Source organism: Amycolatopsis sp. CB00013, from assembly GCF_001905755.1.
GTDB lineage: Bacteria > Actinomycetota > Actinomycetes > Mycobacteriales > Pseudonocardiaceae > Amycolatopsis > Amycolatopsis japonica.
Map to the genome: position 1 here is coordinate 845764 of NZ_LIWC01000001.1, position 22432 is coordinate 868195.

The following is a 22432-nucleotide window of genomic DNA, read 5'->3' on the forward strand; positions in this document are numbered from 1 at the left end:
CACAGGTGGGGGTGCAGAAGCTTGAGCAGGCGAGCCGTCGCGACGGTCGGTCTGTGTGGTGCCGCTTTCGCGGTGCTGGTGGCGTGTTCGGACACCCCGGCGCCCGCGCCGGCGACGAAGACCGTCACGGTACCGCCGACGTCGAGACCTTCGTCGAGCGCGCCCGCGACCTCCGGCGGTTCGTCCTCCAACGCTCCGGGCAGGGTCTTCGACCCGAGGACGATGCAGGCGGACGTGCGGAAGATCCTCACCGAGACCTATCAGGTGAACGAGGTCGGCGACGTGCTCTGCCCGTCGAACCAGAAGGTCGAGGACGGCAGCACGTTCACCTGCACCGTGCAGGTCGCCGGCGAGGGCAAGACCGTCACGATCACCGTCACCGGTGAAGACGGCCGCTACGAAGTCGGCGCTCCCGCCTGAAAAACCGGTTGGGGCTCCCCGGGCCGGACGGCAGGATCCACGGTATGAGCGAATTCCTTGTGCGTGCCGTGGCCGAAGGCGAACAGCGAGCCTGCCTCGACGTCCTGGCGGAGTCGTTGCACGGCAAGCCCGCCACGGACGAGGTCTGGGCGAAGATGGCTCCGTCCTGGACCGCCGCGGGCAAATTCGCCGCGTTCGACGAGCACGGCGCCCCGGTGGGGATCGCGAGTTCGTTCGACGTCGAGCTGACCGTCCCGGGTGGACAGAAGCTCGTGACGGCGGCCGTCGACGGTGTCGGCGTCCGTGCCGACTGGACCCGCCGCGGGATCCTCACCACGATGATGGCCGTACAGCTCGAGGATTTCGCGGCGCGAGGTGTCCCGCTGGCCGCGTTGCACGCTTCCGAAGCCGTCATCTACGGCCGCTTCGGGTACGGCGCGGCGACGTTCGGCAAAGGCGTGTCGATCGAACGCCCGCGCGCCCGGCTTCGGGACGGCGTCGGCCGGACCGGCGAGGTCAGGTTCATCACCCCCGATGAAGCGGTGGAGCGCGTTCCCGCGCTGTACCACCGCTTCGAGGGAGCACGACCGGGGTTCGTCTCCCGGCCGCCGGCTTGGTGGCCGGGCTTCTTCGAGCGCGTGGTGAAGGGGGACGGCGGCTACCGGGTGGCGGTCCACAGTGGACCGGACGGTGACGACGGTTTCGTCGTCTACCAGACCATCGACGCGCGCGACCGGCAGGCGCCGGAGCGCGGGGCGATCCTGGACATTCGCGAACTCCATGCCGCCACGCCACAGGCCTGGGCGGGGCTGTGGCGTTTCCTGCTGTCGGTCGACCTGGTCTCGGAGGTCTCCGGACGGGGCCGCCCGCTGGACGAGCCGATCGCCGAACTGCTCACCGACCCGCGCGCGGTGAACACCACCGAGATCATCGACGACCTGTGGCTGCGGCTCGTCGACGTCCTCGCGGCGCTGCGGGCGCGCTCCTACGGCACCGCCGAACCCGTGGTGCTAGAAGTGCACGACAAGCAGCTTCCGGACAACAACGGCCGTTACGCCGTCGGCCCGGACGGCGTGGAACGCACGACCGCCGAGGCCGATCTGCGGCTGGACGTGGCCACCTTGTCGTCGCTGTACCTCGGCCATGGTCTCTTCAGCGATCTGGCGCTGTCCGGGCGGGTCGAGGTGCTGGACGAGGCGGCGGTCGCCCGGGCCGACGTCCTGTTCCACACCGCGCGCTCGCCGTGGTGCGGGACGTTCTTCTAGGCACTCGGGCCCCCTGCAGTACGTGAAGGCCCCCTTCCTTGCGTCTAGCGCAATGAAGGGGGCCTTCACGTACTTGGGAAGGTGTGAAGGTCGAGTTTCCTCGGCTGAGCCGAGGGAAGGGGGCCTTCACGCGCATCCGCTGTGACTGCTGAGACTGGTGTTATTGCTGAGGCTGCGGATGGCGATCGTGTAGTCCGTGAAGGCCTCCTTGGGAAACCCGTATTTGCTGACCCGCTGGTCGACCCGTTGGTGAGGGAGACGGGGCAGTGAAGCTAGTGCCGGCTGTCGTCTTGGGCGAGTGGGGAAGATTGCGGCCGTCCAACGTCCAGGATCTTCCCCACTCGGTCGTCCACCCCGGGGCGTGACCGGCACGATCAAGGGTTCAAGACCAGGACGGCCACCGCCACGATGAAGGAATCGGGACACTCAACGTCCCCATTCCTTCATCGTCATCCCTCGACGACAACCGGACTCTCGCTCCCACGCAGGTCGGACGTAAGTACACAAATGCTGGTTCGCCTTGAGAGACCCAGAGTCCCTCAAGGAGGCCTTCACGGACTTGCGACCTACGGCTCCACGGCCAGTAGGTAGCTAAGACACTCACGAAGCGGGGGCTAGGACGGGTTGCGCCGCGGTTTGATCCGTACCTGCGGTAACGCGGGCGCGGGCAGCCAAGCCGTGCTGCCCTGGTAGCCCTCCACCCGGCCGAACCGGTCCGCCTGCGCCTGCCACGCCTCGCGGTACTCGGCGATGTCCTCGTGGCTGCGGCCCACGAAGTTCCACCACATGACGAGTTCCTCGGTGAACGGCGTCCCGCCGAGCAGGAGCACCCGAGCCGGTTCGGTGCCGGGGTTCGCCAGCTCCACGCGCCCGGCGCCGGGCGCGAGGTAGGCGAGTTCCCCCGTGTCCAGCGCGACTCCGGCGACGGTGACGGAGCCGATGTCCTGCAGGACACCGTGTTCGAAGGCCGGATCGACGTCGAGGGCCAAGGTCGCGCCGGGCTCGACGGTGAGTTCGGCGCCCAGCAGGGGAGTGAACGCCGGGACCGGCGAGGTGGTCCCGGCGAGGCTGCCCAGGAACACCCGCGCCGTGGCGCCGGGCAGATCGAGCAGCGGCGGCGCGTAGTGCCGGAAATCCCGTGCGGTGTCGCGATGTTCGTCCGGCAGCGCGATCCAGAGCTGGACTCCGTGCAGGGTCGAAGTGTCCGGTGTGGACACTTCCGAATGCGCGATACCGTGTCCGGCGGTCATCAGGTTGAGCTCACCCGGCCGCACCATGGCGTGGGTGCCGATGCTGTCGCGGTGCTCGATCTCGCCGCTGAACAGCCAGCTCGCGGTCTGCAATCCGGTGTGCGGATGCGGTGCGACGTCCATCCCACCGGACGCCGAAACGTCCTGCGGGCCGTAGTGGTCGGCGAAACACCACGCGCCGATCAGCGACCGCTGCCGCTGCGGAAGGGTGCGGCGGACCCGGATCGCGCGCGGGCCGCCGAGCGGGACGTCGCGCGGGGTCAGCACGGTGACGCCTTCGCCCGGCCGCTCTGAGCACAGCAGCTCGGCCGGGTCGGCCTCGGTGTTGCTCATGACTTCGGGAGCGCGGCCAGCAGACGCTCCACCGAACGGCCGAGATTCCAGCGTTCCGCGAGTTCCGCGACCTTGTCCGGGTCGGCGGGCTCGGACGGGACGATGTCCGGGCGAGACTGCTCGACCGGCGCGTCCGCCGCGACCCGGACGACGGTCGGGGCCACCGCGAGGTAGTCGGCGGCGTCGGTCAGCCGCAGCCGGGTCTTGAGCGGAACCCGCGAGTCGCCGGCGTTCGACGCCTCGATCAGCTCCTGCAACGAACCGAACTGGGTGATCAGCTTCGCCGCGGTCTTCTCGCCGATCCCGGCGACACCGGGCAGCCCGTCCGACGGGTCTCCGCGCAGCGCGGCCATGTCGGCGTATCCGGGACCGGCGTTCCCCGCCGGGATCCCGTACTTCTCGGCGATCTCGTCCGGGCCGAGGACTTCGGCCTTGTTCCAGCCCTTGCCGACGTAGATGACCACAGTGGACGTCGGCTCATGACGCACCAGCTGGAACAGGTCGCGGTCACCGGTGATGACCTCGACCGGGGACTCCTGTTCGCGGATCGCGAGGGCGCCGATGACGTCGTCGGCCTCGTAACCGTCCGCCTCGGCCGTCGCGATGCCGAAGGCCTCCAGCAGTTCGAGGATGATCGGCACCTGCGGGGTCAGGGTGTCCGGCACCTCTTCGACGTCGCTGCCTTCCGGGACCTCTTCGGCCACCCGGTGCGCCTTGTAGCTGGGCAGCAGATCGGTGCGGAATTTCGGCCGCCAGTCGGCGTCGAGGCACGCGACCAGCCGGGAAGGCCGCCGGTCGACGAGGATCCGCGCGATCGTGTCGGTGAACCCGCGCACGGCGTTGACCGGTGTCCCGTCCGGGGCGGTCATGGAATCGGGCAGTGCGTAGAACGAGCGGAAGTAGAGGCTCGCGGAATCGAGGAGAGCGAGTGGTCCGGTCACGCGGACAGCCTGCCATGTTCCGCCCCGGATGTCCGTGAAGGACCCGACCCCCAGCCGAGTCCTCCACGGACATCGTCAGGCCGCGTAGGGCCGCACCTGGCGTGCGTTGCGGAGGGCGTTGGCCCACCAGTTCAGCTGGTTCAGCAGCGTGGTGGCCGCGAGCGAGGCGCCTTCGAAGTCGTCGTGCTCACCGTCCGGGCCGAAGTGGTTCCAGGCGTACGGGAAGCTCACGGTCTCGCGGATGGTGGCGGCGTGGAGCTCGGCGAAGACCGGGCGCAGGTGCTCCACCGCGCGCAGGCCGCCCGAGATACCGCCGTAGGAAACGAAGGCGACCGGTTTGCCGTGCCACTCGGGACCGGTGGCGTCGAGCGCGGTCTTGAGCGGGCCGGGGTAGCTGTGGTTGTACTCGGGGACGATCACGACGACGGCGTCCGCGCCGGCGACGCCGGGGGAGAGGTCGCCGGGGGATTCGGCGAGGTCGATGACGGACAGGGTGACGTCGTCGCGCTGTTTGGCGCGGTCGAGGAACCAGTTCGCGACGACGGGGGCGAAGCGGCCCTCGCGGACGCTGCTGATCACGACGGCGAGCTGATAAGGCGAGTTCGTTGTCATGGCACAGACCGTAAAACCTGGAGTTAAGTTGAAGTCAAACTCCAGAATCGCCGCATAGTGGTAACTAATCGCAGAGAAGTCTTTGCAAAGAGTCCTCTGCAGTCGTAGGGTGACGGGTATGGGGAAGACCGAGCGCTATCTCGCGCGGGTCGACGGCCGCATCTTGCGGGCGTTGTCGCATCCGTTGCGGGTCGAGATCCTGGAATTGCTGCGAGAGGACGGTCCGGCCACGGCGTCCGGGCTGGCGAAGCGGGTGGGGGAGAGTTCCGGGACCACGAGCTGGCATCTGCGCCAGCTGGCCGAATCCGGGCTGATCGCCGAGGACACCGAACGCGGCAGCAGGCGCGACAGGTGGTGGAAGGCGGTGCACGAAGGCGATCAGATGAGCGCCGCGGATTTCCTCGACGATCCCGACTTGGCCGGTCCGCTCAACGCGTACGCGCACACGATGATCGAGCGGCGTTACGCCGCCGAATCGCAGTTCGTGGCCGAGGTGCGGGACTGGGCCGACGACTGGATCGACAAGGTCAACTTCCACGACTCGTCGCTCCCGCTGACGCCCGACGAGGCGGCCGCGTTGAGCGACGAGATCCTTGAGGTGATCAGCCGCTATCGCCGTCCGGAGAAGGACGGCGACACCCCGGTCCGGGTGCATTGGGCCGCCTTCCCGAGGAAAACCCGGCCGGAGACGCCATGAGCCGGATGCCACTGGGGGCCTTGGTCGTGGCGTCGGGGTTCTCCTCGGCCGGGGTGATGATGACGCTGCTCGCGATTCCCTGGTTCGTCCTGCAGAGCACCGGGAGCGGCACCAAGACCGGCATCGTGACTGCGGCCGAGGTGCTGGGCCTGATGGTCGCCGCGTTGCTGGGCGGGCCGGTCGTGGACCGGGTCGGCACCCGCCGGGCAAGTGTCGGCGCCGATCTGCTGACCACGGTGACGGTGCTCCTGATCCCGCTCGCGATGGCCACCACCGGGCTCAGTCTGCCCGGACTCGTCGCGTTGTCGTTCGTGATGGGTGTTTCCCGTGGCCCTGCCGACACAGCCAAGCAGGTCCTGCTTCCCGGTGTCGCCGAACTCGGCGATGTCCGCGTGAGCCGGGCGGCGAGCGCCGTCGAGGCGGCGATGAGGACCGGCAGGATGGTGGGCGGACCCGCCGCCGGTGCGCTGATCGCGCTGATCGGGCCCATTCCGGTCCTGTTCGTGGACGCGGGCACGCTCGTGCTGTCCTCGGCGCTGGTGTTCGCGCTCATCCCGGTCGCGGCCGGTCCGCCGAGGCCGCCGTCGGGCGGCTATCTCAAGCAACTGCGCGAAGGATTGGGATACGTCAAACGCGACGCGGTGCTGCGGGCGATCGTCGGCATGCTGATGCTCACCAACAGCCTCGACTTCGGGCTGCTCGGCGTCCTGTATCCGGCTTACGGCGACCAAGTCCTGCACAGCACCGCGCTCATCGGGGCCATGATCACCGCGGTCGCGGTCGGCGCGCTCATCGGCTCTGCGCTCTACGGCTGGGCGGGCCACCGTCTTTCGCGGCGGACGGCGATCCTCGTGGCCGTCGGTATCGAAGGCGCGCCGAGATTCGCCTTGCTCGCGCTGGAACCGGCACCGGCCGTCTTGCTCGCCGGTCTGGTGGTCGCCGGGATCGGGGCGGGCGCGCTCAACCCGATCCTGCTCCCCGTGGTGTACGAACGGGTTCCCGAAGCCGTCCGCGGCCGCGTGCTCAGCCTTCTCGTGGGCGGGGTGCTCGCCGCGATGCCGCTCGGTTCGATGGCGGCAGGGTTGCTGCTGGACGGGATCGGGCTCGTCGGCGCGCTCGCCGTGTTCGGTGGTCTGTACCTGATCGCCGGCACGTTCCCGGCGATCTTCCGGGTCTGGCGCGGCCTCGACGATCCCGCCCCGATCGGGGGTGACCGGCCGGTGAGCCAAGGGGCGCGGACCGACTAGGCTCGCCATCATGTCGCGCCGTTCCCTTCACAACCCAGCCCCCGACGCCGCCAGCCTCCGCGCCCGCCTCGACCGGGCCCGCGCCGCGGCGGCCGCCGCCGACACCGACGCCCTGCTGATCGCACCCGGCTCGGACCTGCGCTACCTCATCGGCCAGGCCGGGGGCTCCTTCGAACGGCTGACCACGCTGGTGATCCCGGCCGACGGCGTCCCGGCGCTGGTCCTGCCGAAGCTGGAGGCCCCCGGCTACGCCGACGTCCCGGCCGACGAACTCGGCATCGAGATCGTCACCTGGGTCGACGGCGACAACGCCTACGAACTGGTCGCCGACCGGCTGGGTAAGCCGGGCCGCGTGGCGGTCAGCGACTTCACCCCGGCGCTGCACGTGCTCGCCTTCCGCGGCGCGCTCGGCGACGCCGAGCAGACGCTGGCCGGCCCGATCGTGCGCGAACTGCGGATGCGCAAGGACGCGGCCGAGATCCAGGCGCTGCGCGACGCGGGAGCGGCGATCGACCGCGTGCACGCCCGCGTGCACGAATGGCTGCGCCCCGGCCGCACCGAGGCCGAGGTCGGCGCGGACATCACCGCCGCCATCGTCGAAGAGGGCCACACTCACGCCGACTTCGTGATCGTGGGCTCGGGCCCCAACGGCGCCAGCCCGCACCACGACGTCTCCGAGCGGGTGATCGAGCGAGGCGACGTCGTCGTGGTCGACATCGGCGGCCCGATCGCCGAGGGCTACAACTCCGACTCCACCCGCACGTACGCGGTCGGCGAGCCGCGTGACGCCGACGTCGCCGAGACCTATGCCGTGCTGCAGCGCGCCCAGAAGGCCGCCGTCGACGCCGTCCGCCCCGGTGCCACCGCCGAGTCGATCGACGCCGCCGCGCGCGACATCATCGCCGAGGCCGGGTACGGCGAGTACTTCATCCACCGGACCGGTCACGGCATCGGCCTCGACGTGCACGAGGAGCCCTACATCATCAAGGGCAACGCGCTGCCGCTCGAGCCGGGCATGGCCTTCAGCGTCGAGCCCGGCATCTACCAGCCCGGCCGCTGGGGCGCGCGCATCGAGGACATCGTCGTGGTCACCGAGGACGGCGTCGAATCGGTCAACCAGCGTCCGCACGACCTGATCGTGCTCGACGCATGACCGGTTCCCTGGAGCCGCTGGACCAGGCCATCGTGCAGGAGCTGGCCGCCGACGGGCGGCGCAGTTTCACCGATCTGGCCGAACGGGTCGGGCTTTCGGTGTCGGCGGTGCACCAGCGGGTGCGCCGCCTGGAGCAGCGCGGGGTCATCCTCGGCTACACGGCGCGGCTCGACGGCGAGCAGATCGGCCTGCCGCTCACGGCGCTGATCTCGCTGACGCCGAACGATCCGGCCGCGCCGGACGACTATCCGCAGCGTCTGGAGCACATCAAGGAGATCGAGTCCTGCTACTCGGTCGCCGGCGACGAGTCGTACATCCTCCTGGTCCGGGTGGCGTCGCCGCTCGGCCTGGAGGATCTGCTCCGCCGGATCCGCGAGTCCGCCAAGGTGTCGACCCGGACCACGGTGGTGCTGTCGACGCCGTTCGAGGGGCGCTCGCCCACCCTGTGAGACGAGAGGAGGGGTGGGCTTGCGCGGCGCTGGTACGATAAAAGGTATGGCAACACGTAAGGTCACTCTCTCACTCGACAGTGGTGCGCTCGAGTTCGCCGAGCGGGCCGCGAAGGCACACGGGATCTCGGTCTCGTCGTGGTTGTCCAAAGCGGCCCGCAGGGAGGCCGTGCGCACCGGATACACCCCGCAGCGCGCCCCGGTCGAACCGTCCGCCGAATCGGACGAGGCCGAGCTGACCGCCGCGGAGAAGGATCTGCGTGCACAGGGGTGAAGTCTGGACGTACCACCCCCCGACCGAACCGGCACGGCAGCGCACTGTCGTCCTGCTGTCCTCGGACGGGGTGAACGAATCCGAGCGGCCGTGGCTGCTCGGCACCGAACTGCTGGACCGTGATCCGCAGGACATCCTCGGTGTCGCCGTCGACGCGCGGTACTGGGTCTCCACGCTGAACCTCACGCGCCTGTACCGGCCGTGGTTCGACGAGAAGATCGCGGAGATCGACCAAGAGGTCCAGGAGCGCATCGACATCGCGTTGCGCGCCGCCCTCGATCTTTAGCGCGCGACCACTTCGGGTGCCGCGTGCAGTTTGCCGTCGGGGCCGGAGAGGCACGACGCGTTGCCCGCGCGTGCGGCGAGGAACTCGTTGAGGCAGTTCGCGATCTGCGCGTGGCCGTTGGCGTTGGGGTGGAAGGACTCCTGCAGCGCGTGGCTCGCGCGGTCGACCTGGCCGAGGTCGCGTAACTGCAGTGTCAGCCTGCTGAACCACTCGTTCGCCGGTTCGCTGCTGCACGCCTCGTGCCCGGCGCCTGCTCGCGAGAGGTCGAGGAATCGCGCGCTGGTCGCCCTCGACGCCTGTTTGAGCCCGTCCGACAGGACGGAGACGCCGTCACGGCGCATCCACTCCAGATCCTCGGTGCGGAACGGGCAGCCGTTCAGGCTGCGCAGCGCCTCCGGGATCTGCGGGCCGACAGGCGAGGCGTAGGACATCAGCACGAGCTGGTAGTCCGCCGGGACGTAGCCTGCCTGCGCGAGCACCTTCTTGACGTCGGCGACCGCGTTGGTCACCTTCGGCACCATGGCGTCCACTTTGGACTTCCAGGTGGTGCGAAGCGCCGCGCTGCACGGCGGGTTCTGCGGTGAGAACCAGGCCTTGAAGCATTCGTTGACCTGAGCGGAGAACTTCGGCTCGTCGTTCGCGCCGACCGCGATCACCACCGCGGCGACCCGGTGATCCTTGATCAGGTTCGCGAGCTGTTGCGCCTGCGACGGCTCCGTCCACTGCTTGGCCTCGCCCAAGGCGATCTGCTCCGAGGGCGCTCCCGAACACGCGAGGTTCACGCGTGCGGTGACGTCCGGGATCTTGATCTGCTCGACGAAGGCGTTGGGGGAGCGGTGACACCAGTTGCCGCCCTGCCCGTTGGTGGTGGGCGTGTAGTCACCCGCGCCCTCACCGGAAACGGTGCTGTCGCCGATGGAGACGACCGTCAGCGGCCCCGTCCCCGGCGGTCCTTGGCGCGGGGACGGTTGCCCTGGGCGGCTTTCCGACCCGGTAAAGGCAATGAACCCGACGAGAACCACCACGAACGTGAGCGCGAGAGCACCCCACCACCACCGGAAACGTCGCATCGTCACCGGATTCTACGGACCCCGTGGCCCGAGAGGGTGATCATGGCGGTGTGACGGTCGCGATGCCCGGTCAGCCCGCCTCCGTCAGGTCCGTTCCGGCCGCCAGTTCCGTCACGATGTCGAGTACGCCGGGCAGCGCGGGCTTGTCGTTCTCCGGCGACCAGGCCACCACTGTCCGGGCGGTGTCGCCCGTCAGCGGGACGAACACCACCCCGCTCCGGCGCAGGCTGCGCGAAGACCGGGCCAGCCTGGTCACGCCGATACCCGCGGCGACGAGACCGAGCAGTCCTTGTACGGTCGCGGCCCGCTGGACGACGCGCGGCGTGAAGCCCGCCGCCTCGAATTCGCCGTCATAGCGGCGATGCCAGGGCTCCCAGGAACTTCGTGGAGTGAGCACCCACGGCTCGTTCGCCAGGTCCGAGAGCTTCAGCTCGGTCGCGGCGGCGAGCCGATGTCCCTCCGGGAGGACGGCGCAGACCTCTTCGGTGATCAGGGTGCGGGTCTCGAAGCCCTCGATCAGCGGAGGCCGCGTGAAGATCAGGTCGTAGCGGCCGCTGCCGAGTCCGTCGACGAGCGGCGCGATCTGGGTGTCGTCGGTGGTGAGGGTGAGATCGGGGAGGCGTTCGCGGACCGCGCGCACCACCGGTGGGAGCAGATAGTTGGCCGTGGTGGTGAGGAAACCGAGATGCAGCGTGCCGAGTTCGCCGCGCACCGCCCGGTCCAGTACCGCCAGCGCCTCGTCGTTGCGAGCCAGGACCGCTCGGGCCTCGGGAAGGAACAGCGAGCCGATCTCGGTGAGCCGGGTCCCGCGGCTGTCGCGTCGCAGCAGCCTCGCGCCGAGAACCCGTTCCAGCACGGTGATCTGCTGCGAAAGGGACTGCTGGGCGATATGCAGGCGCCGCGCGGCCTTGGTGAAGCTCGCGTCCTCGGCGACGGCGACGAAATAGCGCAACTGCCGCAACTCGGGGGTCACAGGCGCTGACTGTAGCCGCACCAGGGAACCGGTGTTGGCGGTCCAGGCGCGGCCTTCGCAGGATGGGTCGCAGGAACTTCACTGGAGGAAACAGGAATGACGAAGGAAACCGACGGCCGCGTCTGGCTGATCACCGGCTGCTCGTCCGGGTTCGGCAGGCACCTCGTCCTGGCCGCGCTCGACGCGGGTGACCGCGTGATGGCCACGGCGCGCCGTCCGGAGACGCTGGCGGAACTGGAAGCCCTCGGCCAGGGCCGGGTGCGCACCGCGGCGCTCGACGTCACCGACCCGGCGCAGGTCGAGACAGCCGTGCAGGCGACGCTCGCCGAGTTCGGCCGGATCGACGTCCTGGTCAACAACGCCGGCCATGGTTCGGTCGGCGCGGTCGAGGAACTGACCATGGCCGAGCTGCGGTCGCTGATGGACGTGATGTTCTTCGGCGCCGTCGAGGTGACGAAGGCGGTCTTGCCGCATCTTCGGGCGCAGGAAAGCGGTGCGATCGTGCAGATGAGCTCGATGGGCGGTCAGCAGAGCCCGCCCGGGTTCGGGGCTTACTGCTCGGCGAAGTTCGCGCTGGAGGCGATGTCGGAGTCCCTGGCCGCGGAAGTCGCGCCGTTCGGCGTGAAGGTGCTGATCGTGGAGCCCGGCGCGTTCCGGACCGAGTTCGGCGGCAGCCGGCTGCACCGTTCCCGAGTGATCGACGCCTATCGCGAATCCACGGGCGAGATCCGGGATTTCGTCGAAGGGATGGACGGTTCGCAGCCCGGTGACCCGGCGAAGGCCGCTGCCGCGATCCTGAAGGTGCTGGACAGCGACGACGCTCCGCTCCGGCTCGCGCTCGGCGACGACGCGGTCGACGGGCTGCGCGCCACGCACGAGGTGAGGGCGGCGGAGCTGGCCGCCTGGGAAGAGCTGAGCCGCTCCACCGCCCTCTGAATCAGCCGAGCCAGCGCTGGATCGCGACGTCGAGCAGCTTCCGCGCGTGGTCGGACACGTCGGCCCAGGCGATGATCCCGTCCGGGCGCACGAAGAGACTCGGCTGTGCCACATCGGGATCCGCCACGCAGGCGACTCGGTCGTCCATTCCGGCGGCCGCGTCGGAGTAGCGCCCGTCGGCCGAGCGGTCCACGAGTACGAAGCGGCCGTCGTGAGCGTGGTCGGCGAGCCTGGTCCCCGACCCGAGTTCGACGTCCCCGGCGATCGAGCCGATCGGGTCGGAGGCGTCGTCGGCCACGTCGTACCGCTGCAAGATCCCCGAGGAGAGCGCGATCATGCGGTTGGTCGCGCCGGGGACCGCGAAGAGTTCGTCGCCGACGACCTCGCGCAGCCGCGCGGTCCGTTCGTCGCCGCGCATGAGCGCTACCTGTGCCCGGGTCCAGTCCAGGACCCACGCGCCGATCGGGTGCCGCTCGTCGTGGTAGGTGTCGAGCAGCCCCGCCGGGGCGTGGCCCTGGACGGTCGCGGCGAGCTTCCAGCCGAGGTTGACCGCGTCGCCGATGCCGAGGTTCAGGCCCTGCGCGCTGAACGGCGAGTGCACGTGGGCGGCGTCGCCTGCCAGGAGCACCCGGCCGCGGCGGTAGGCCCGCGCCTGTCGTGCGTTGTCCGACCATCGCGTCGCCCGCCCCCGCAGGCCCGTGATCGTGACCGGGACACCGGTGACGTCCCGTACCGCGCTCTGCAACTCGTCGACGGTCACGGGAGCGTTCTTGTCCTCGGGTTGGGGCGCGAACCTGGCGACGAGGATGCGCCCCGGCACCGGGCCGTAGGTGTAGATGCCGCGAGGCGTCCAGTTCCACCCGCGGTGCAGTTCGCTCGGGTCGTCGAAATCGGCGATGGCCTGATAGCCCACCAGTTCCGGGTCCGTGCCCACGAAGTCGACACCGAGCCGCTTGCGGACGACGCTACGGCCGCCGTCGGCAGCCACGACCCATCCGGCCCCGAATTCGCCCGCGCTGGTCTCGACGACCACATCGGCATCGTCGTCGAGACCGGCGCCGGCGCTCCGTAGATCCCGCACCTCGACGCCGCGACGGATTTCGACGCCCAGCCGGGCGCAGTGATCGCCGAGCAGCAGTTCGAGATCGTGCTGCGGCACCAGGATCCCGTTGGCCACGGCCGTATGCGCGGCCAATACCGGATCGTCCTGGTCGACGAGGTCGTGCTGGAACATGATCCCCGCGAAATGCCCGAGGACGGGGAACCGCCGGGAGGCCTGGCCCGCCGCGTCGGTCAGTTCGCGCACGGTCCGGTTCGAGCGGCCGCCGGTGAAGCCCTTGGCCTCGGCCAGCCGACGGCGCTGCACTTCCTCCGCGGCGGGCAGCAGGCCGCGCCTGTCGAGGATCTCGGCACTGGCGACGTTGATCGAACCGGATTTGATCGTCGGATCCGGTTTCGCGAGCCGCTCCAGCACGGTCGTCCGCACGCCTCGCAAGGCGAGCTCGCTCGCGAGGAACAGGCCGGTGGGCCCCGCTCCGACCACGATCACGTCGGTCCGCTCCATGATGACTCCAAGCTTTACTCGGTAAACTTACTCGGTAAGGTTACTGAGTAAAGGTACGCTTGTCACATGGCGAAGCGAGGAGATCGGGGCGGTTCGAAGACGCGGGCGCATATCGCCGAGGTCGCGACAGGACTGTTCGTGGAGCGTGGCTTCGACGACGTCACGGTCGCCGAGGTGGCCGCCGCCGCCGGCGTTTCGAAGGTGACGGTGTTTTCGCATTTCGAGCGCAAGGAGGATCTCGCGCTCGATCGGCTGCCCGACGCCGTCGGTATCGCGCGGGCGACGATCCGGGACCGGTCGGACGGCGTGGGTGTCGTCGAGGCGTTCCGGCGGATGACCCTCGCGCTCGCGGAAGAGCGGCATCCGTTGTCCGGGCTGAGCGAGGCGGGCGAGTCGCTCGCGCGCACCGTCGCCGGGTCGCGCGCGCTCGTTTCGCGGTTGCGCGAGTTCGAGCACGAGATCGAGGCCGAGGTGGCCGACGAGCTCGAAAGCGACACCCGGTTCTCGGGCGACAGTGAGCTGGCCGCCGCGCTGATCGTCGCCGCGTACCGCACCGTCGCCGTGGCCACGACGCGGCGACGCCTCGCCGGGGACGATCTCACCGAAGTCGCCGCTGTCCATTGCGAACGGTTGAACACGGCCTTCGGCGCGCTGGCCAAGGCTTTGTGATGCCCTGAGGGCGGGCTTAACCGTCCATTCTGGACGCGAGAATCGCCGCTCCGGGACCGGAAAGCTCGTCCAGCGCCACGTCCCGGCCGGCGATCGACAGCAGGACCGCCTCGCCGGGGCCGCGGACTTCCGGTCCGGATCCGGCCGACCAGTCCAGGTCCGTGGCGACGAGCCGGAGTCCGCGTGCGCGCTTGCCCGCCTTGACCGGCGGCGCGTAGCGGGCGAAAGCCAGCGCGTGACGCAACCTCTCCGGCGGCACTTCGCGAGGGAACCCCAAGGGACGCCGGATGTCCTGGTGATGGAGCAACCCGTCGAGCAGCGCCACCCGTCCGCCGAACGCCGAGGTCAGGCCGCGCGGTTCGAGGTGTTGCTCGATCCTCGCGATCAGCTCTTCCGGTGTCCTGTCCGGCTTTCGCGCGACACCGAGCGCGTTCATCCGGTTCAGCCGCAACCCGCCGCGGACGGCCTGGCCGACGAGATCGCGGAAGCGCTGGGCGTCGTAGTCGACGACGTGGGCGACCACCTCGCGGACCGTCCACTCCGAACACAACGTCGGTGCGTCCCAGTGTCGCGGGGACAGAGTCCGGAGGAACGCGGCGAAGTCCGCCCGCTCGTCCCTGGCGAGTCGCGCGACCGTGTTCATCGGGGGCCTCCTGTGGTCATTCGTAATCCAGCCACCCGCAAACGTAGTAGTTCGTGTCCTCGTTCCGCTCGACGTACCAGGAATAGACGACGTCGCCCGCGAGTTTGCCGGTGCGCGCGTTCCGCTGGGTGATCTTGGCCTGGACCGTCACGAACTCCTGTCCTGACGGGACGGAGTACGGCAGCATCTCCCAGCGCTGGACGTAATGCCCGTGGAGTTCGAAGCCGAGCAGCGTCGACCGCAGGCGCGGGCAGGTCCCGCTGCGCAAGGCGGTCATGTCGTGATTGGCCAGCCCGTTCATGTAGACCTGGAACACGCGGTCGATCGCGGCGGGTTCGAGGCCCGGCGCGGATGACGTGGACGGCGCTGTCGGCGTTGTCGGTGCCGGCGTCGTCACGGTGGCGACGCTAAGCGGCGTTCATGAAATTCGAATGAAAGGCTTCGGCGGGTCGGGCCAAGTCCGTGAAGGCCTCCTTGAGGTACCCAGAGTCTCTCAAGGAGGCCTTCACGGACCGGTGACCAAAGCGGCCAGGTACCGAGCTGTGGCTCAGCAGTTCTCCAGGAAATGGCGCAGCACCCGCGTGCCGAACCGCAGACCCTCCACCGGGACCCGCTCGTCCACGCCGTGCGCCATCGCCCGGTACGGGAAGCCTTCCGGCAGCAGCAGAGGCGCGAAGCCGTAGCAGTCGATCCCGAGAGGACTGAACGCCTTCGCGTCCGTTCCACCGCCCATGCAGTACGGGACGACGACGGCTTCGGGGTCCTCCGAACGCAAAGCGTCGGTCATCGCGTCGAACCACGGCGAATCCACCGGCGCCTGGACCGGCGGCTGGTGCGCGACGAACTCGCGGGTGACGCCTTCGCCCAGCATCGCGTCGATCTCGGCGAGCAGCTCCGGTTCGGCGCCGGGGAGGACGCGGACGTCCACCTGTGCCTCGGCCGAAGTCGGGATCACGTTCACCTTGTAGCCGGCGTCGAGCATGGTCGGCGTCGTGCTGTTGCGGACCGTCGGCACCACCAGCGCCCCGGCGGGCCCGAGCCGCGCGATCGTTCCGTCCACATCGGACAGATCGATCGGGACGCCGAGCGCTTCCCCGGTGCGTTCGAGGAAGGCCTGGACGGTCGGGGTCAGCTGCACCGGCCAGCGGTGCGCGGCGATCTTGCCGAGCGCCGTGACCAGCCGGGTGACCGCGTTCTCGTCGTTGGGCCGCGAGCCGTGCCCCGCGCGGCCCTTGGCCGTCAAACGCAGGTGCGCGGTGCCGCGCTCGGCCGTCGCCACCGGATAGAGCCGCACGATCCGGCCGTCGGCGGCGGGGACGTGGTAGGTGTACGCGCCCGACTCGCTGATCGCGGCCGCGCAGCCGTCGAACAGGTCCCGGTGCGCCGCGGCGAGCCAGTGCGCGCCGTACTCGCCCTTGTCCTCCTCGTCGGCCACGAACGCCAGGACGATGTCCCGCCGCGGCCGGACGCCGGTGGCGAGGGCGGCGAGCACCATCGCGCAGAAGTCCTTCATGTCGACGGCACCGCGGCCCCAGAGGAACCCGTCGCGGATCTCGCCGGAGAACGGGTCCACCGACCAGTCGGCGGCGTCCGCCGGGACGACGTCGAGATGCCCCTGCACGAGAAGCGCGGGCAGGCTCGGGTCGGTGCCCGGAACCCGGGCGATCACGTTCGCGCGGCGGGGCGCGGACTCGATGATCTTCGAGTCGATCCCGAGCCCCGACAGGAGCGATGCCACGTACTCGGCGGCCTCGCGCTCGCCCTCGGAGTCCCCGTTGCCGCGGTTCGTGGTGTCGAACCGGATCAACCGCGAACAGACTTCGACTACATCCAACTCAGCCATAGATACCCTGCACCGCCCCGGCCGCGATCGCCGTGACGATCTTGAACGCCTTCATCGCTTCGGTCATGTCCGGCGCGTCGAAGCCGACCCGCCGCACACCGATCTGTTCCACCGTCGGGATCACCGCCGCGGCCTGCGCGAGATGGCTCGCGTCGAACTCGACCTCGATCCGGTGCGGAGTGGTGTACCGCTCGACCCGGCCCGCCCGGTTCATCGAGTCCGCTGCCGCCGACGACAGCAGTTCGGCCGTCCTGGCGGGCGGCAGGCAGATCGCGGCGTAGCGGCTGATGCACTCCTTCACCGTGACCAGTTCGGCTTCGGGCGCGTAGTCCTGGGCGTCGTCGCAGGCCTTGTCGTCACCGGAGACGACCAGCACCGGGACGCCGTACTCGGCGGCCATCGCCGCGTTGAGCCTGCCTTCGCTGGCGGGGACGTCGTCGAGCCACACGCCGGTGATCTGATTCTCCAGGTACGTGTGGGACAGGACGCCGTCGAAACCCGCGCCGGCGTGGTAGCCGAGGAAGACGACGCCGTCCACGCCGCTGTCGATCCCCTGCATCATCGAGAGCGGCTTGTGCCTGCCGGTGAGCATGCGCGCCCGGCCGTCGAGGTCTTCGAGCAGCAGGTTCCGTTGCGAGGAATGCGCCTCGTTGACCAGCACGTCGGTGGCGCCGGAGTCGAACAGGCCCGCGATGGTGGCGTTGACGTCGCCGGTGAACAGGCGGCGGAATCGTTGCCACTGCTCGGTGCCGGGGATGACGTCGTCGGTCCAGGTGACGCCGGTGGCGCCCTCCATGTCCGCCGAGATCATGATGCGCATGCGGGGCACCCTAGCCGAGGCTCTTTGCCCTCGCCGCCGGGATCAGGGCCAGGAACCGGAACGCGGGTAGACCGCCCAAGCGCGCTCCCAGGCCGCGGCCCGCTGCCGGTCGAGCACCAGCCGGACGACCCGCTGCACCAGGACCAGCCCGGCGACCACCGCGAACCAGAGCCACAGGCCGACGAGCACGGAATCGAACACGGCCGTCGACGCGGTCCTCGGCGCGGTGGTGAGTTCACCGCGGGCGTCGATCCAGATCGGCATGGCCGATCCGGCGGGGCTGCCCGGCGCCGCGAGGACGCCGCCGGTGTGCCGGGCGCCGCGCGAGTCGGTCCAGGTCGCCTCGGTGGTGGAGGTGTCGGTTCCGACGCTCTCGCTGTCGACGATGCGGACGGGCGCCGCCTTCAGCAGGTACGCGGTGGCGGGCGTGCGTCCGGTCGAGTCTGCGGCGGCCGCGGCGACCTGCCTGCCGTGGTTGGCCGAGCCGACGGCGGCCGCGACCGGGACGGCGAGCAGCGCCGCGAGGATCACGAGCTTGAGAAGAAGGGCTTCGAACCGGTCGGAGCCACGAGCCAGCGAATTGTGACCAGGGAAGAGCCGTCGCCGGAAGCGGGCGATCGGACCACTGGACCCGTGCACGAGGAACCCCATTCCCTCAGACCGCGAAATACCTCCATCCTCGATTCTCGTTCACCGGGGCGCCGCTGTCGCGGTATGGGGACACAGAACACTCTGTGAACCCGTACACAACCTTTTATTCGTTTTGCCCGTCCGGGTTCTCCCGCTACCGTCTTCGGCATGGGGATTTTCTTCACTCTGTGATTCTCGCCTTCGACGCGGCCCTGGCGTAGAGCCTTCGCTCCGCCGGGTCGCGTCCTTCCTCGTTGCTCTTCTTCCCCGCGAGAATCAGGAGGACGCCCCTGTGCGTACCCCGCATCGAAATCCGGGAACACAACTCGTGCTCTCCGGTGTCACCAAACGCTTCGACGACCACGTCGTGCTCGACCAGATCTCGTTCACCGTCAAACCGGGGGAGAAGGCGGGCGTCATCGGCGACAACGGCTCGGGCAAGTCCACCCTGCTGAGGCTGATCGCCGGCCGCGACCGGGCGGACAACGGCACCGTGACCGTCACCGCGCCCGGCGGCGTCGGCTATCTCCCGCAGACGCTGGACCTGCCCGACACCGCCACGGTCGGCGACGCGATCGACCTCGCGCTGGCCGACATCCGGGAGCTCGAATCCCGGCTGCGGACGGCGGAAAAGTCGCTCGAAACCGCTGAAGACCTGGCCGCGTACGGCGACCTCATGACCGCGTACGAAGCCCGCGGCGGTTACGAGGCCGATGCCAGGGTGGAGGTCGCCCTGCACGGGCTCGGGCAGCCGGGCCTCGATCGCGGCCGCGCGCTGGGCAGCCTGTCCGGCGGCCAGCGGTCCCGTCTGGTGCTCGCGGCAACCTTGGCCGCGTCTCCCGAACTGCTGTTGCTGGACGAGCCGACCAACGATCTCGACGACGACGCCGTCGCCTGGCTGGAGAACCATCTCCGTGGGCATCGCGGCCGGATCGTCGCGATCACGCACGACCGGACGTTCCTCAGCCGTGTCACCACGACGATCCTCGAGGTCGACGCCGACCGCCGTTCCGTGCAGCGGCACGGCGACGGGTACTCGGGCTATCTCGCGGCGAAGGAGGCCGCGCGGGCCCGATGGGTCCGCGAATACGAGGAGTGGCGGCTGGAGAAGTCCCGTTACGAACGGATGGCGGACGTCAACATCGACCGGTTCTCGGCGATCCCGCGCAAGGCCCCGGCCGCCTTCAGCGGGGCGGGCGCGTTCCGGGCCCGCTCCCGGGCGCACGGGGCGATGAGCAGGATCCGGTCGGCGCGCGAGCGGATCCAGCGGCTGGAGACGAATCCGGTCCCGCCTCCGCCGGAGCCGCTCCGGTTCACCGCGCGGATCGCCGCGGGGGAGACGGAGGCCGGTCAGTACGTGGTGAAGGCGGACGGCGTGTCGGTCGACGGCCGCCTGCCGCGGACGTCGCTCAGCGTGCTGCCCGGCGAACGGGTCCTCGTGACCGGTCCCAACGGGGCGGGCAAGACGACCTTGATGCGGGTGCTCGCCGGTGAGCTCGCGCCGTCGACGGGATCGGCGGAGCGGGCGGGCCGGATCGGGTTCCTGCACCAGAACGGCGGGCTCGCCGCTGACGCGCGGACTGTCCTGACGGTCTTCGCCGGAGACGGCGACGAAGACGAGGCGGCCGAGAGGTTGCTGTCGCTGGGCCTGTTCCGGGCGCCGGATCTGCGTAAGCCGGTCCGGGAACTGTCCATCGGGCAGCGGCGCAGGCTGGAACTGGCCAGATTGGTGACGGCCAGGACCGATCTGCTGCTGCTCGACGAGCCGACCAACCATCTCGCCCCGGATCTCGTCGAGGAGATGGAGCAGGCGCTCGCGACGTACTCCGGCGCGCTCGTGGTCGTCACCCACGACCGGCGGATGCGGCGGACGTTCGAAGGCAGGCGGCTGGAACTGGTCACTTCAGCGGCGTGAGCGGTCCGTCCACTTTGGCCGGGTTGAGGCAACTGTTCAGCCCGTCCACGAGCGAGCAGAGGCCGGGCCCTCGGTTGAGCCGGTAGCCCTGCGGTACGCCGCCCGCGGTCACCAGATCCTGGTACGCGGGAACGGCGTCCGTGGGGCGCCGGGTCAACGCGGGATCGGCGAGAGCGTCCACTGTGTACAGTCCGAACCGGGCGCGGTAGCTGCCCCATTCGTAGTTGTCGGTGAGGCTCCAGTAGTTGTAGCCGATGAGGTTCATCCCGTCGGCCTTCGCACGCTGGAGCCAGTACACGGTGTCGCGTACGTGATCGCCGCGGGTGTAGTCCGCGTCGCGGAGCTTCCCGTTGTCGGTCGCCATGCCGTTCTCGACGATGTAGAGCGGCATGCGCGGGAAGCGGTTGTGGTAGCTGCGCAGCGCGTAGTAGATGCCTTCCGGCTGGAGCTTCACATCCCAGAACTTGTCGCTGGCGGCCGCGAACACCGTCCAGTTGTCGATGCTGAGGCCGTAGTAGTAGTCGATGCCGATGAAGTCGAGCTTGTCCTTGACCTGGTCGAGGAAGAACCAGTCGGCCATCCCGTTGACCCCGGTGATGTAAGCCTGGTTGCTGGTGACCTTCGAGGTCGGATCCAGTTCGTGGATGAGGTCGTAGGCCCGGCGGTGCGCCTGGACGACGTTGGACTGCGCCGCGAAGTACCGCGTGGCGTCCAGGGCGCCGACCTTCTGCTCGTTCCGGAGGAAGATGAGCGGCTCGTTGAACGTCACCCAGAGGACGTCCTGCCCGGCGTAGCGCTGGACGATCTTCCGGCTGAACTCCAGCCACGCGTCGGCCGTCCGCGTTTCGGCCCAGCCGCCCTGATCGAGCGCCCAGCCCGGGTAGACCCAATGGTTGAGCGTGATCATCGGCGTCATGCCCGCGGCGCGGACCTGCCGGAACACGTCGTCGTAGAAGGCCAGTTCGGTCTCGTCCCACCGGCCGGGGGAAGGTTCGACACGTGCCCACTCGACACCGAAGCGGTAGGTGTTGACGCCGAGACCGGCCGCGAGGCGGATGTCGTCGGCGTAGCGGTGCCGGAAGTCCACGGAGTCGCGGTACTCGTCGACGCCGTCCTTGCCGGCGGAGCGGTCCACGAACCGCTTCCAGTTGCTGTCCGGGGCGTTGCCCTCGGACTGGTAGCCCGACGACGCGACACCCCAGTAGAAGTCCCGGGACCAGTCGTCATCCTGCGATGCGGACGCGTTCACGGCCGAAAGTGTCGCGCATAGTGAGACGGCGACCGCCGAGGACAACACCCGGCGTAACCTTCTCCGATGCTCCGGCCACTTCGTCGATCGTTCACCGTCGTCCGCCATCTTCCGGACGCTAACGTGGGTGAACGGCGTAAACAAGCGGCCGTCCGGGGACTTCGACGATGACGTTGGGGAGATGATCGACTTGACCGGCAGCACGGTCCGCCATGCCGTCTATCTGCCGCCTTTCGGCCCGTTCGGTGAGCCGGGAGTGCTCGTCGACCTCGCCGTGCGCGCCGAGGCGGCGGGCTGGGACGGGTTCTTCCTGTGGGACCACGTGGTCGCGGACACCATGCCCATCGCGGATCCCTGGACGACGCTCGGCGCCATCGCGCACGCGACCAGCAGGCTGTTGTTCGGCCCGATGATCACGCCGCCCGCCCGGCGCCGCCCGTGGGTGGTCGCGCGGCACGCGTCGACCGTCAGCCGCCTCTCCGGTGGCCGGCTGATCCTCGGCACCGGGCTGGGTTCGGACGAATCCGGTGACTTCAGCCGATTCGGTGAACAGACCGACCTGCTGACCCGGTCGGCGATGTTCGACGAAGGACTCGACGTCATCCGCGCGATCTGGTCCGGCAAGCGGTTCGACCACGACGGCGCGCACTACCAGGTCGCGCTCGCCGAGGCGCCGCCCGAGCCGTTCCCGATCCCGATCTGGGTGGCGAGCTCCACGGACAACCCGCGTGTCGTCCGGCGGGCGGCGCTGTGCGACGGGATCTTCCCTAACCCGGAGGACCACACGCCGACCGCCGAGGAGATCGCCGAGACCCACCGCGCGCTCGGGCTCGCCGGGCTGGAACCGGGCCGTCCCTTCGACGTCGCCGTGGCAGGCAACGCGAGCCCGGCGTGGGAAGAGCCGATCAAGGTCGATCTGCCCGCGCTCGGGCGGGCCGGGATGACCTGGTGGATGGAGTCGCTGATGCATCTCGACCCGCTGGAGTTGTCGCAGAAGATCGTGGACGCCGGTCCGCCTCGGTGGTGAGCGGCCGCTCGGTTGCCTAGGTACATGAAGGCCCCCTTCCTGTACCTAGGCGCAAGGATGGGGGCCTTCATGTACTGGGCGGCTCGCGTCTGTCCATAGTGGACCGGCGCTGCGCCGTCCGTAGGATTCCGTTGCTCCGAACGACTTCATCGCCCTTGCGGTCCCG

The 22432-nt window shown here is 69.5% G+C and carries 24 protein-coding genes; 12 read left to right on the top strand and 12 right to left on the bottom strand.

What is annotated here, in order from left to right; all coding sequences use genetic code 11:
- The first annotated feature begins 21 nt into the window (after nucleotides 1-21).
- A complete protein-coding gene (locus AMK34_RS03735; RefSeq protein ID WP_073842906.1) occupies nucleotides 22-420 on the top strand; it encodes a DUF4333 domain-containing protein in 399 nt (132 codons plus the stop codon).
- A gap of 44 nt (nucleotides 421-464) precedes the next feature.
- Complete coding sequence (locus tag AMK34_RS03740; RefSeq protein ID WP_073842907.1) at nucleotides 465-1685, top strand: GNAT family N-acetyltransferase; 1221 nt, start codon at nucleotides 465-467, stop codon at nucleotides 1683-1685.
- Nucleotides 1686-2299: 614 nt separating this feature from the next.
- Here AMK34_RS03740 and AMK34_RS03745 read toward each other — a convergent pair.
- From AMK34_RS03745 to AMK34_RS03755, 3 genes are all read right to left on the bottom strand, one after another.
- Nucleotides 2300-3268, bottom strand: coding sequence for a pirin family protein (locus AMK34_RS03745; protein ID WP_073842909.1), 969 nt, complete (start codon nucleotides 3266-3268; stop codon nucleotides 2300-2302).
- Nucleotides 3265-4209: a 5'-3' exonuclease gene (locus tag AMK34_RS03750; RefSeq protein ID WP_037337579.1), complete on the bottom strand. Its 945-nt coding sequence runs from the start codon at nucleotides 4207-4209 to the stop codon at nucleotides 3265-3267. Before AMK34_RS03750 ends, AMK34_RS03745 begins: the two co-directional genes overlap by 4 nt.
- Nucleotides 4210-4284: 75 nt before the next feature.
- On the bottom strand, nucleotides 4285-4821 hold the full coding sequence (locus AMK34_RS03755) for an NADPH-dependent FMN reductase (protein ID WP_073842911.1): 537 nt from the start codon (nucleotides 4819-4821) through the stop codon (nucleotides 4285-4287).
- A gap of 118 nt (nucleotides 4822-4939) precedes the next feature.
- Between AMK34_RS03755 and AMK34_RS03760 the strand changes: the two genes are divergently transcribed.
- Genes AMK34_RS03760 through AMK34_RS03785 form a run of 6 tightly spaced genes read left to right on the top strand, consistent with a single transcriptional unit; the run spans nucleotide 4940 to nucleotide 8927 of the window.
- A complete protein-coding gene (locus AMK34_RS03760; protein ID WP_073842913.1) occupies nucleotides 4940-5518 on the top strand; it encodes an ArsR/SmtB family transcription factor in 579 nt (192 codons plus the stop codon).
- Nucleotides 5515-6765, top strand: coding sequence for an MFS transporter (locus AMK34_RS03765; protein WP_073842915.1), 1251 nt, complete (start codon nucleotides 5515-5517; stop codon nucleotides 6763-6765). The genes AMK34_RS03760 and AMK34_RS03765 overlap by 4 nt, the downstream gene beginning before the upstream one ends.
- Nucleotides 6766-6775: 10 nt before the next feature.
- On the top strand, nucleotides 6776-7918 hold the full coding sequence (locus AMK34_RS03770) for a M24 family metallopeptidase (RefSeq protein WP_038513803.1): 1143 nt from the start codon (nucleotides 6776-6778) through the stop codon (nucleotides 7916-7918).
- Nucleotides 7915-8367: an Lrp/AsnC family transcriptional regulator gene (locus AMK34_RS03775; protein WP_016334198.1), complete on the top strand. Its 453-nt coding sequence runs from the start codon at nucleotides 7915-7917 to the stop codon at nucleotides 8365-8367. Before AMK34_RS03770 ends, AMK34_RS03775 begins: the two co-directional genes overlap by 4 nt.
- A gap of 46 nt (nucleotides 8368-8413) precedes the next feature.
- Nucleotides 8414-8641, top strand: coding sequence for a hypothetical protein (locus AMK34_RS03780; RefSeq protein WP_007035425.1), 228 nt, complete (start codon nucleotides 8414-8416; stop codon nucleotides 8639-8641).
- Nucleotides 8628-8927: a hypothetical protein gene (locus tag AMK34_RS03785; RefSeq protein WP_005150941.1), complete on the top strand. Its 300-nt coding sequence runs from the start codon at nucleotides 8628-8630 to the stop codon at nucleotides 8925-8927. The genes AMK34_RS03780 and AMK34_RS03785 overlap by 14 nt, the downstream gene beginning before the upstream one ends.
- Here AMK34_RS03785 and AMK34_RS03790 read toward each other — a convergent pair.
- Both AMK34_RS03790 and AMK34_RS03795 read right to left on the bottom strand, forming a co-directional pair.
- Nucleotides 8924-9997 (bottom strand): GDSL-type esterase/lipase family protein, encoded by a 1074-nt coding sequence (locus tag AMK34_RS03790; protein WP_051972825.1) that lies wholly within the window; start codon nucleotides 9995-9997, stop codon nucleotides 8924-8926. The genes AMK34_RS03785 and AMK34_RS03790 overlap by 4 nt on opposite strands.
- A 70-nt stretch (nucleotides 9998-10067) precedes the next feature.
- On the bottom strand, nucleotides 10068-10970 hold the full coding sequence (locus AMK34_RS03795; RefSeq protein WP_073842917.1) for a LysR family transcriptional regulator: 903 nt from the start codon (nucleotides 10968-10970) through the stop codon (nucleotides 10068-10070).
- A 96-nt stretch (nucleotides 10971-11066) separates the two neighbouring features.
- Between AMK34_RS03795 and AMK34_RS03800 the strand changes: the two genes are divergently transcribed.
- Nucleotides 11067-11906: an oxidoreductase gene (locus tag AMK34_RS03800; protein ID WP_038513792.1), complete on the top strand. Its 840-nt coding sequence runs from the start codon at nucleotides 11067-11069 to the stop codon at nucleotides 11904-11906.
- A gap of 1 nt (nucleotide 11907) precedes the next feature.
- Here AMK34_RS03800 and AMK34_RS03805 read toward each other — a convergent pair whose 3' ends face one another.
- Complete coding sequence (locus AMK34_RS03805; RefSeq protein WP_073842919.1) at nucleotides 11908-13470, bottom strand: FAD-dependent oxidoreductase; 1563 nt, start codon at nucleotides 13468-13470, stop codon at nucleotides 11908-11910.
- 66 nt (nucleotides 13471-13536) lie between these two features.
- On the opposite strand from AMK34_RS03805, the gene AMK34_RS03810 reads away from it, so the two are divergent.
- Entirely contained in the window at nucleotides 13537-14139 is a 603-nt protein-coding gene (locus AMK34_RS03810) for a TetR family transcriptional regulator (RefSeq protein WP_073842921.1), read from the top strand.
- A 16-nt stretch (nucleotides 14140-14155) separates the two neighbouring features.
- Here AMK34_RS03810 and AMK34_RS03815 read toward each other — a convergent pair whose 3' ends face one another.
- From AMK34_RS03815 to AMK34_RS03835, 5 genes are all read right to left on the bottom strand, one after another.
- Nucleotides 14156-14782 (bottom strand): maleylpyruvate isomerase family mycothiol-dependent enzyme, encoded by a 627-nt coding sequence (locus AMK34_RS03815; protein ID WP_038513783.1) that lies wholly within the window; start codon nucleotides 14780-14782, stop codon nucleotides 14156-14158.
- A 16-nt stretch (nucleotides 14783-14798) separates the two neighbouring features.
- Nucleotides 14799-15179, bottom strand: a complete 381-nt coding sequence (locus tag AMK34_RS03820; RefSeq protein WP_073842923.1) for a hypothetical protein — start codon at nucleotides 15177-15179, stop codon at nucleotides 14799-14801.
- A 150-nt stretch (nucleotides 15180-15329) separates the two neighbouring features.
- Nucleotides 15330-16625: a M20/M25/M40 family metallo-hydrolase gene (locus tag AMK34_RS03825; protein WP_073842925.1), complete on the bottom strand. Its 1296-nt coding sequence runs from the start codon at nucleotides 16623-16625 to the stop codon at nucleotides 15330-15332.
- The gene (locus tag AMK34_RS03830) at nucleotides 16618-17445 is read right to left on the bottom strand and encodes a M55 family metallopeptidase (RefSeq protein WP_073842927.1); all 828 of its coding nucleotides are present in this window, start codon (nucleotides 17443-17445) and stop codon (nucleotides 16618-16620) included. The genes AMK34_RS03825 and AMK34_RS03830 overlap by 8 nt, the downstream gene beginning before the upstream one ends.
- A gap of 42 nt (nucleotides 17446-17487) precedes the next feature.
- Entirely contained in the window at nucleotides 17488-18084 is a 597-nt protein-coding gene (locus AMK34_RS03835; RefSeq protein ID WP_241832672.1) for an Rv1733c family protein, read from the bottom strand.
- A gap of 283 nt (nucleotides 18085-18367) precedes the next feature.
- Here AMK34_RS03835 and abc-f point away from each other — a divergent pair, with 283 nt between their 5' ends.
- Nucleotides 18368-19990: a ribosomal protection-like ABC-F family protein gene (gene abc-f, locus AMK34_RS03840; protein ID WP_083649728.1), complete on the top strand. Its 1623-nt coding sequence runs from the start codon at nucleotides 18368-18370 to the stop codon at nucleotides 19988-19990.
- Here the strand turns inward: abc-f and AMK34_RS03845 are convergent.
- Nucleotides 19974-21239 (bottom strand): family 1 glycosylhydrolase, encoded by a 1266-nt coding sequence (locus tag AMK34_RS03845; protein ID WP_084098678.1) that lies wholly within the window; start codon nucleotides 21237-21239, stop codon nucleotides 19974-19976. The two genes, abc-f and AMK34_RS03845, sit on opposite strands and share 17 nt — an antisense overlap.
- Nucleotides 21240-21420: 181 nt before the next feature.
- Here AMK34_RS03845 and AMK34_RS03850 point away from each other — a divergent pair, with 181 nt between their 5' ends.
- Nucleotides 21421-22266 (top strand): LLM class flavin-dependent oxidoreductase, encoded by an 846-nt coding sequence (locus AMK34_RS03850; RefSeq protein ID WP_073842935.1) that lies wholly within the window; start codon nucleotides 21421-21423, stop codon nucleotides 22264-22266.
- Nucleotides 22267-22432: the final 166 nt, after the last annotated feature.

Excerpts from the sequence above, each read along its gene's own strand:
- AMK34_RS03770 (WP_038513803.1), top strand. The coding sequence starts at position 6,776 with ATGTCGCGCCGTTCCCTTCACAACCCAGCCCCCGACGCCGCCAGCCTC.
- AMK34_RS03805 (WP_073842919.1), bottom strand. The coding sequence starts at position 13,470 with ATGGAGCGGACCGACGTGATCGTGGTCGGAGCGGGGCCCACCGGCCTG.
- AMK34_RS03815 (WP_038513783.1), bottom strand. The coding sequence starts at position 14,782 with ATGAACACGGTCGCGCGACTCGCCAGGGACGAGCGGGCGGACTTCGCC.
- AMK34_RS03825 (WP_073842925.1), bottom strand. The coding sequence starts at position 16,625 with ATGGCTGAGTTGGATGTAGTCGAAGTCTGTTCGCGGTTGATCCGGTTC.
- AMK34_RS03775 (WP_016334198.1), top strand. The coding sequence starts at position 7,915 with ATGACCGGTTCCCTGGAGCCGCTGGACCAGGCCATCGTGCAGGAGCTG.
- AMK34_RS03790 (WP_051972825.1), bottom strand. The coding sequence starts at position 9,997 with ATGCGACGTTTCCGGTGGTGGTGGGGTGCTCTCGCGCTCACGTTCGTG.
- AMK34_RS03765 (WP_073842915.1), top strand. The coding sequence starts at position 5,515 with ATGAGCCGGATGCCACTGGGGGCCTTGGTCGTGGCGTCGGGGTTCTCC.
- AMK34_RS03850 (WP_073842935.1), top strand. The coding sequence starts at position 21,421 with ATGATCGACTTGACCGGCAGCACGGTCCGCCATGCCGTCTATCTGCCG.
- AMK34_RS03780 (WP_007035425.1), top strand. The coding sequence starts at position 8,414 with ATGGCAACACGTAAGGTCACTCTCTCACTCGACAGTGGTGCGCTCGAG.
- AMK34_RS03745 (WP_073842909.1), bottom strand. The coding sequence starts at position 3,268 with ATGAGCAACACCGAGGCCGACCCGGCCGAGCTGCTGTGCTCAGAGCGG.
- AMK34_RS03740 (WP_073842907.1), top strand. The coding sequence starts at position 465 with ATGAGCGAATTCCTTGTGCGTGCCGTGGCCGAAGGCGAACAGCGAGCC.
- AMK34_RS03760 (WP_073842913.1), top strand. The coding sequence starts at position 4,940 with ATGGGGAAGACCGAGCGCTATCTCGCGCGGGTCGACGGCCGCATCTTG.
- AMK34_RS03800 (WP_038513792.1), top strand. The coding sequence starts at position 11,067 with ATGACGAAGGAAACCGACGGCCGCGTCTGGCTGATCACCGGCTGCTCG.
- AMK34_RS03755 (WP_073842911.1), bottom strand. The coding sequence starts at position 4,821 with ATGACAACGAACTCGCCTTATCAGCTCGCCGTCGTGATCAGCAGCGTC.
- AMK34_RS03830 (WP_073842927.1), bottom strand. The coding sequence starts at position 17,445 with ATGCGCATCATGATCTCGGCGGACATGGAGGGCGCCACCGGCGTCACC.
- AMK34_RS03810 (WP_073842921.1), top strand. The coding sequence starts at position 13,537 with ATGGCGAAGCGAGGAGATCGGGGCGGTTCGAAGACGCGGGCGCATATC.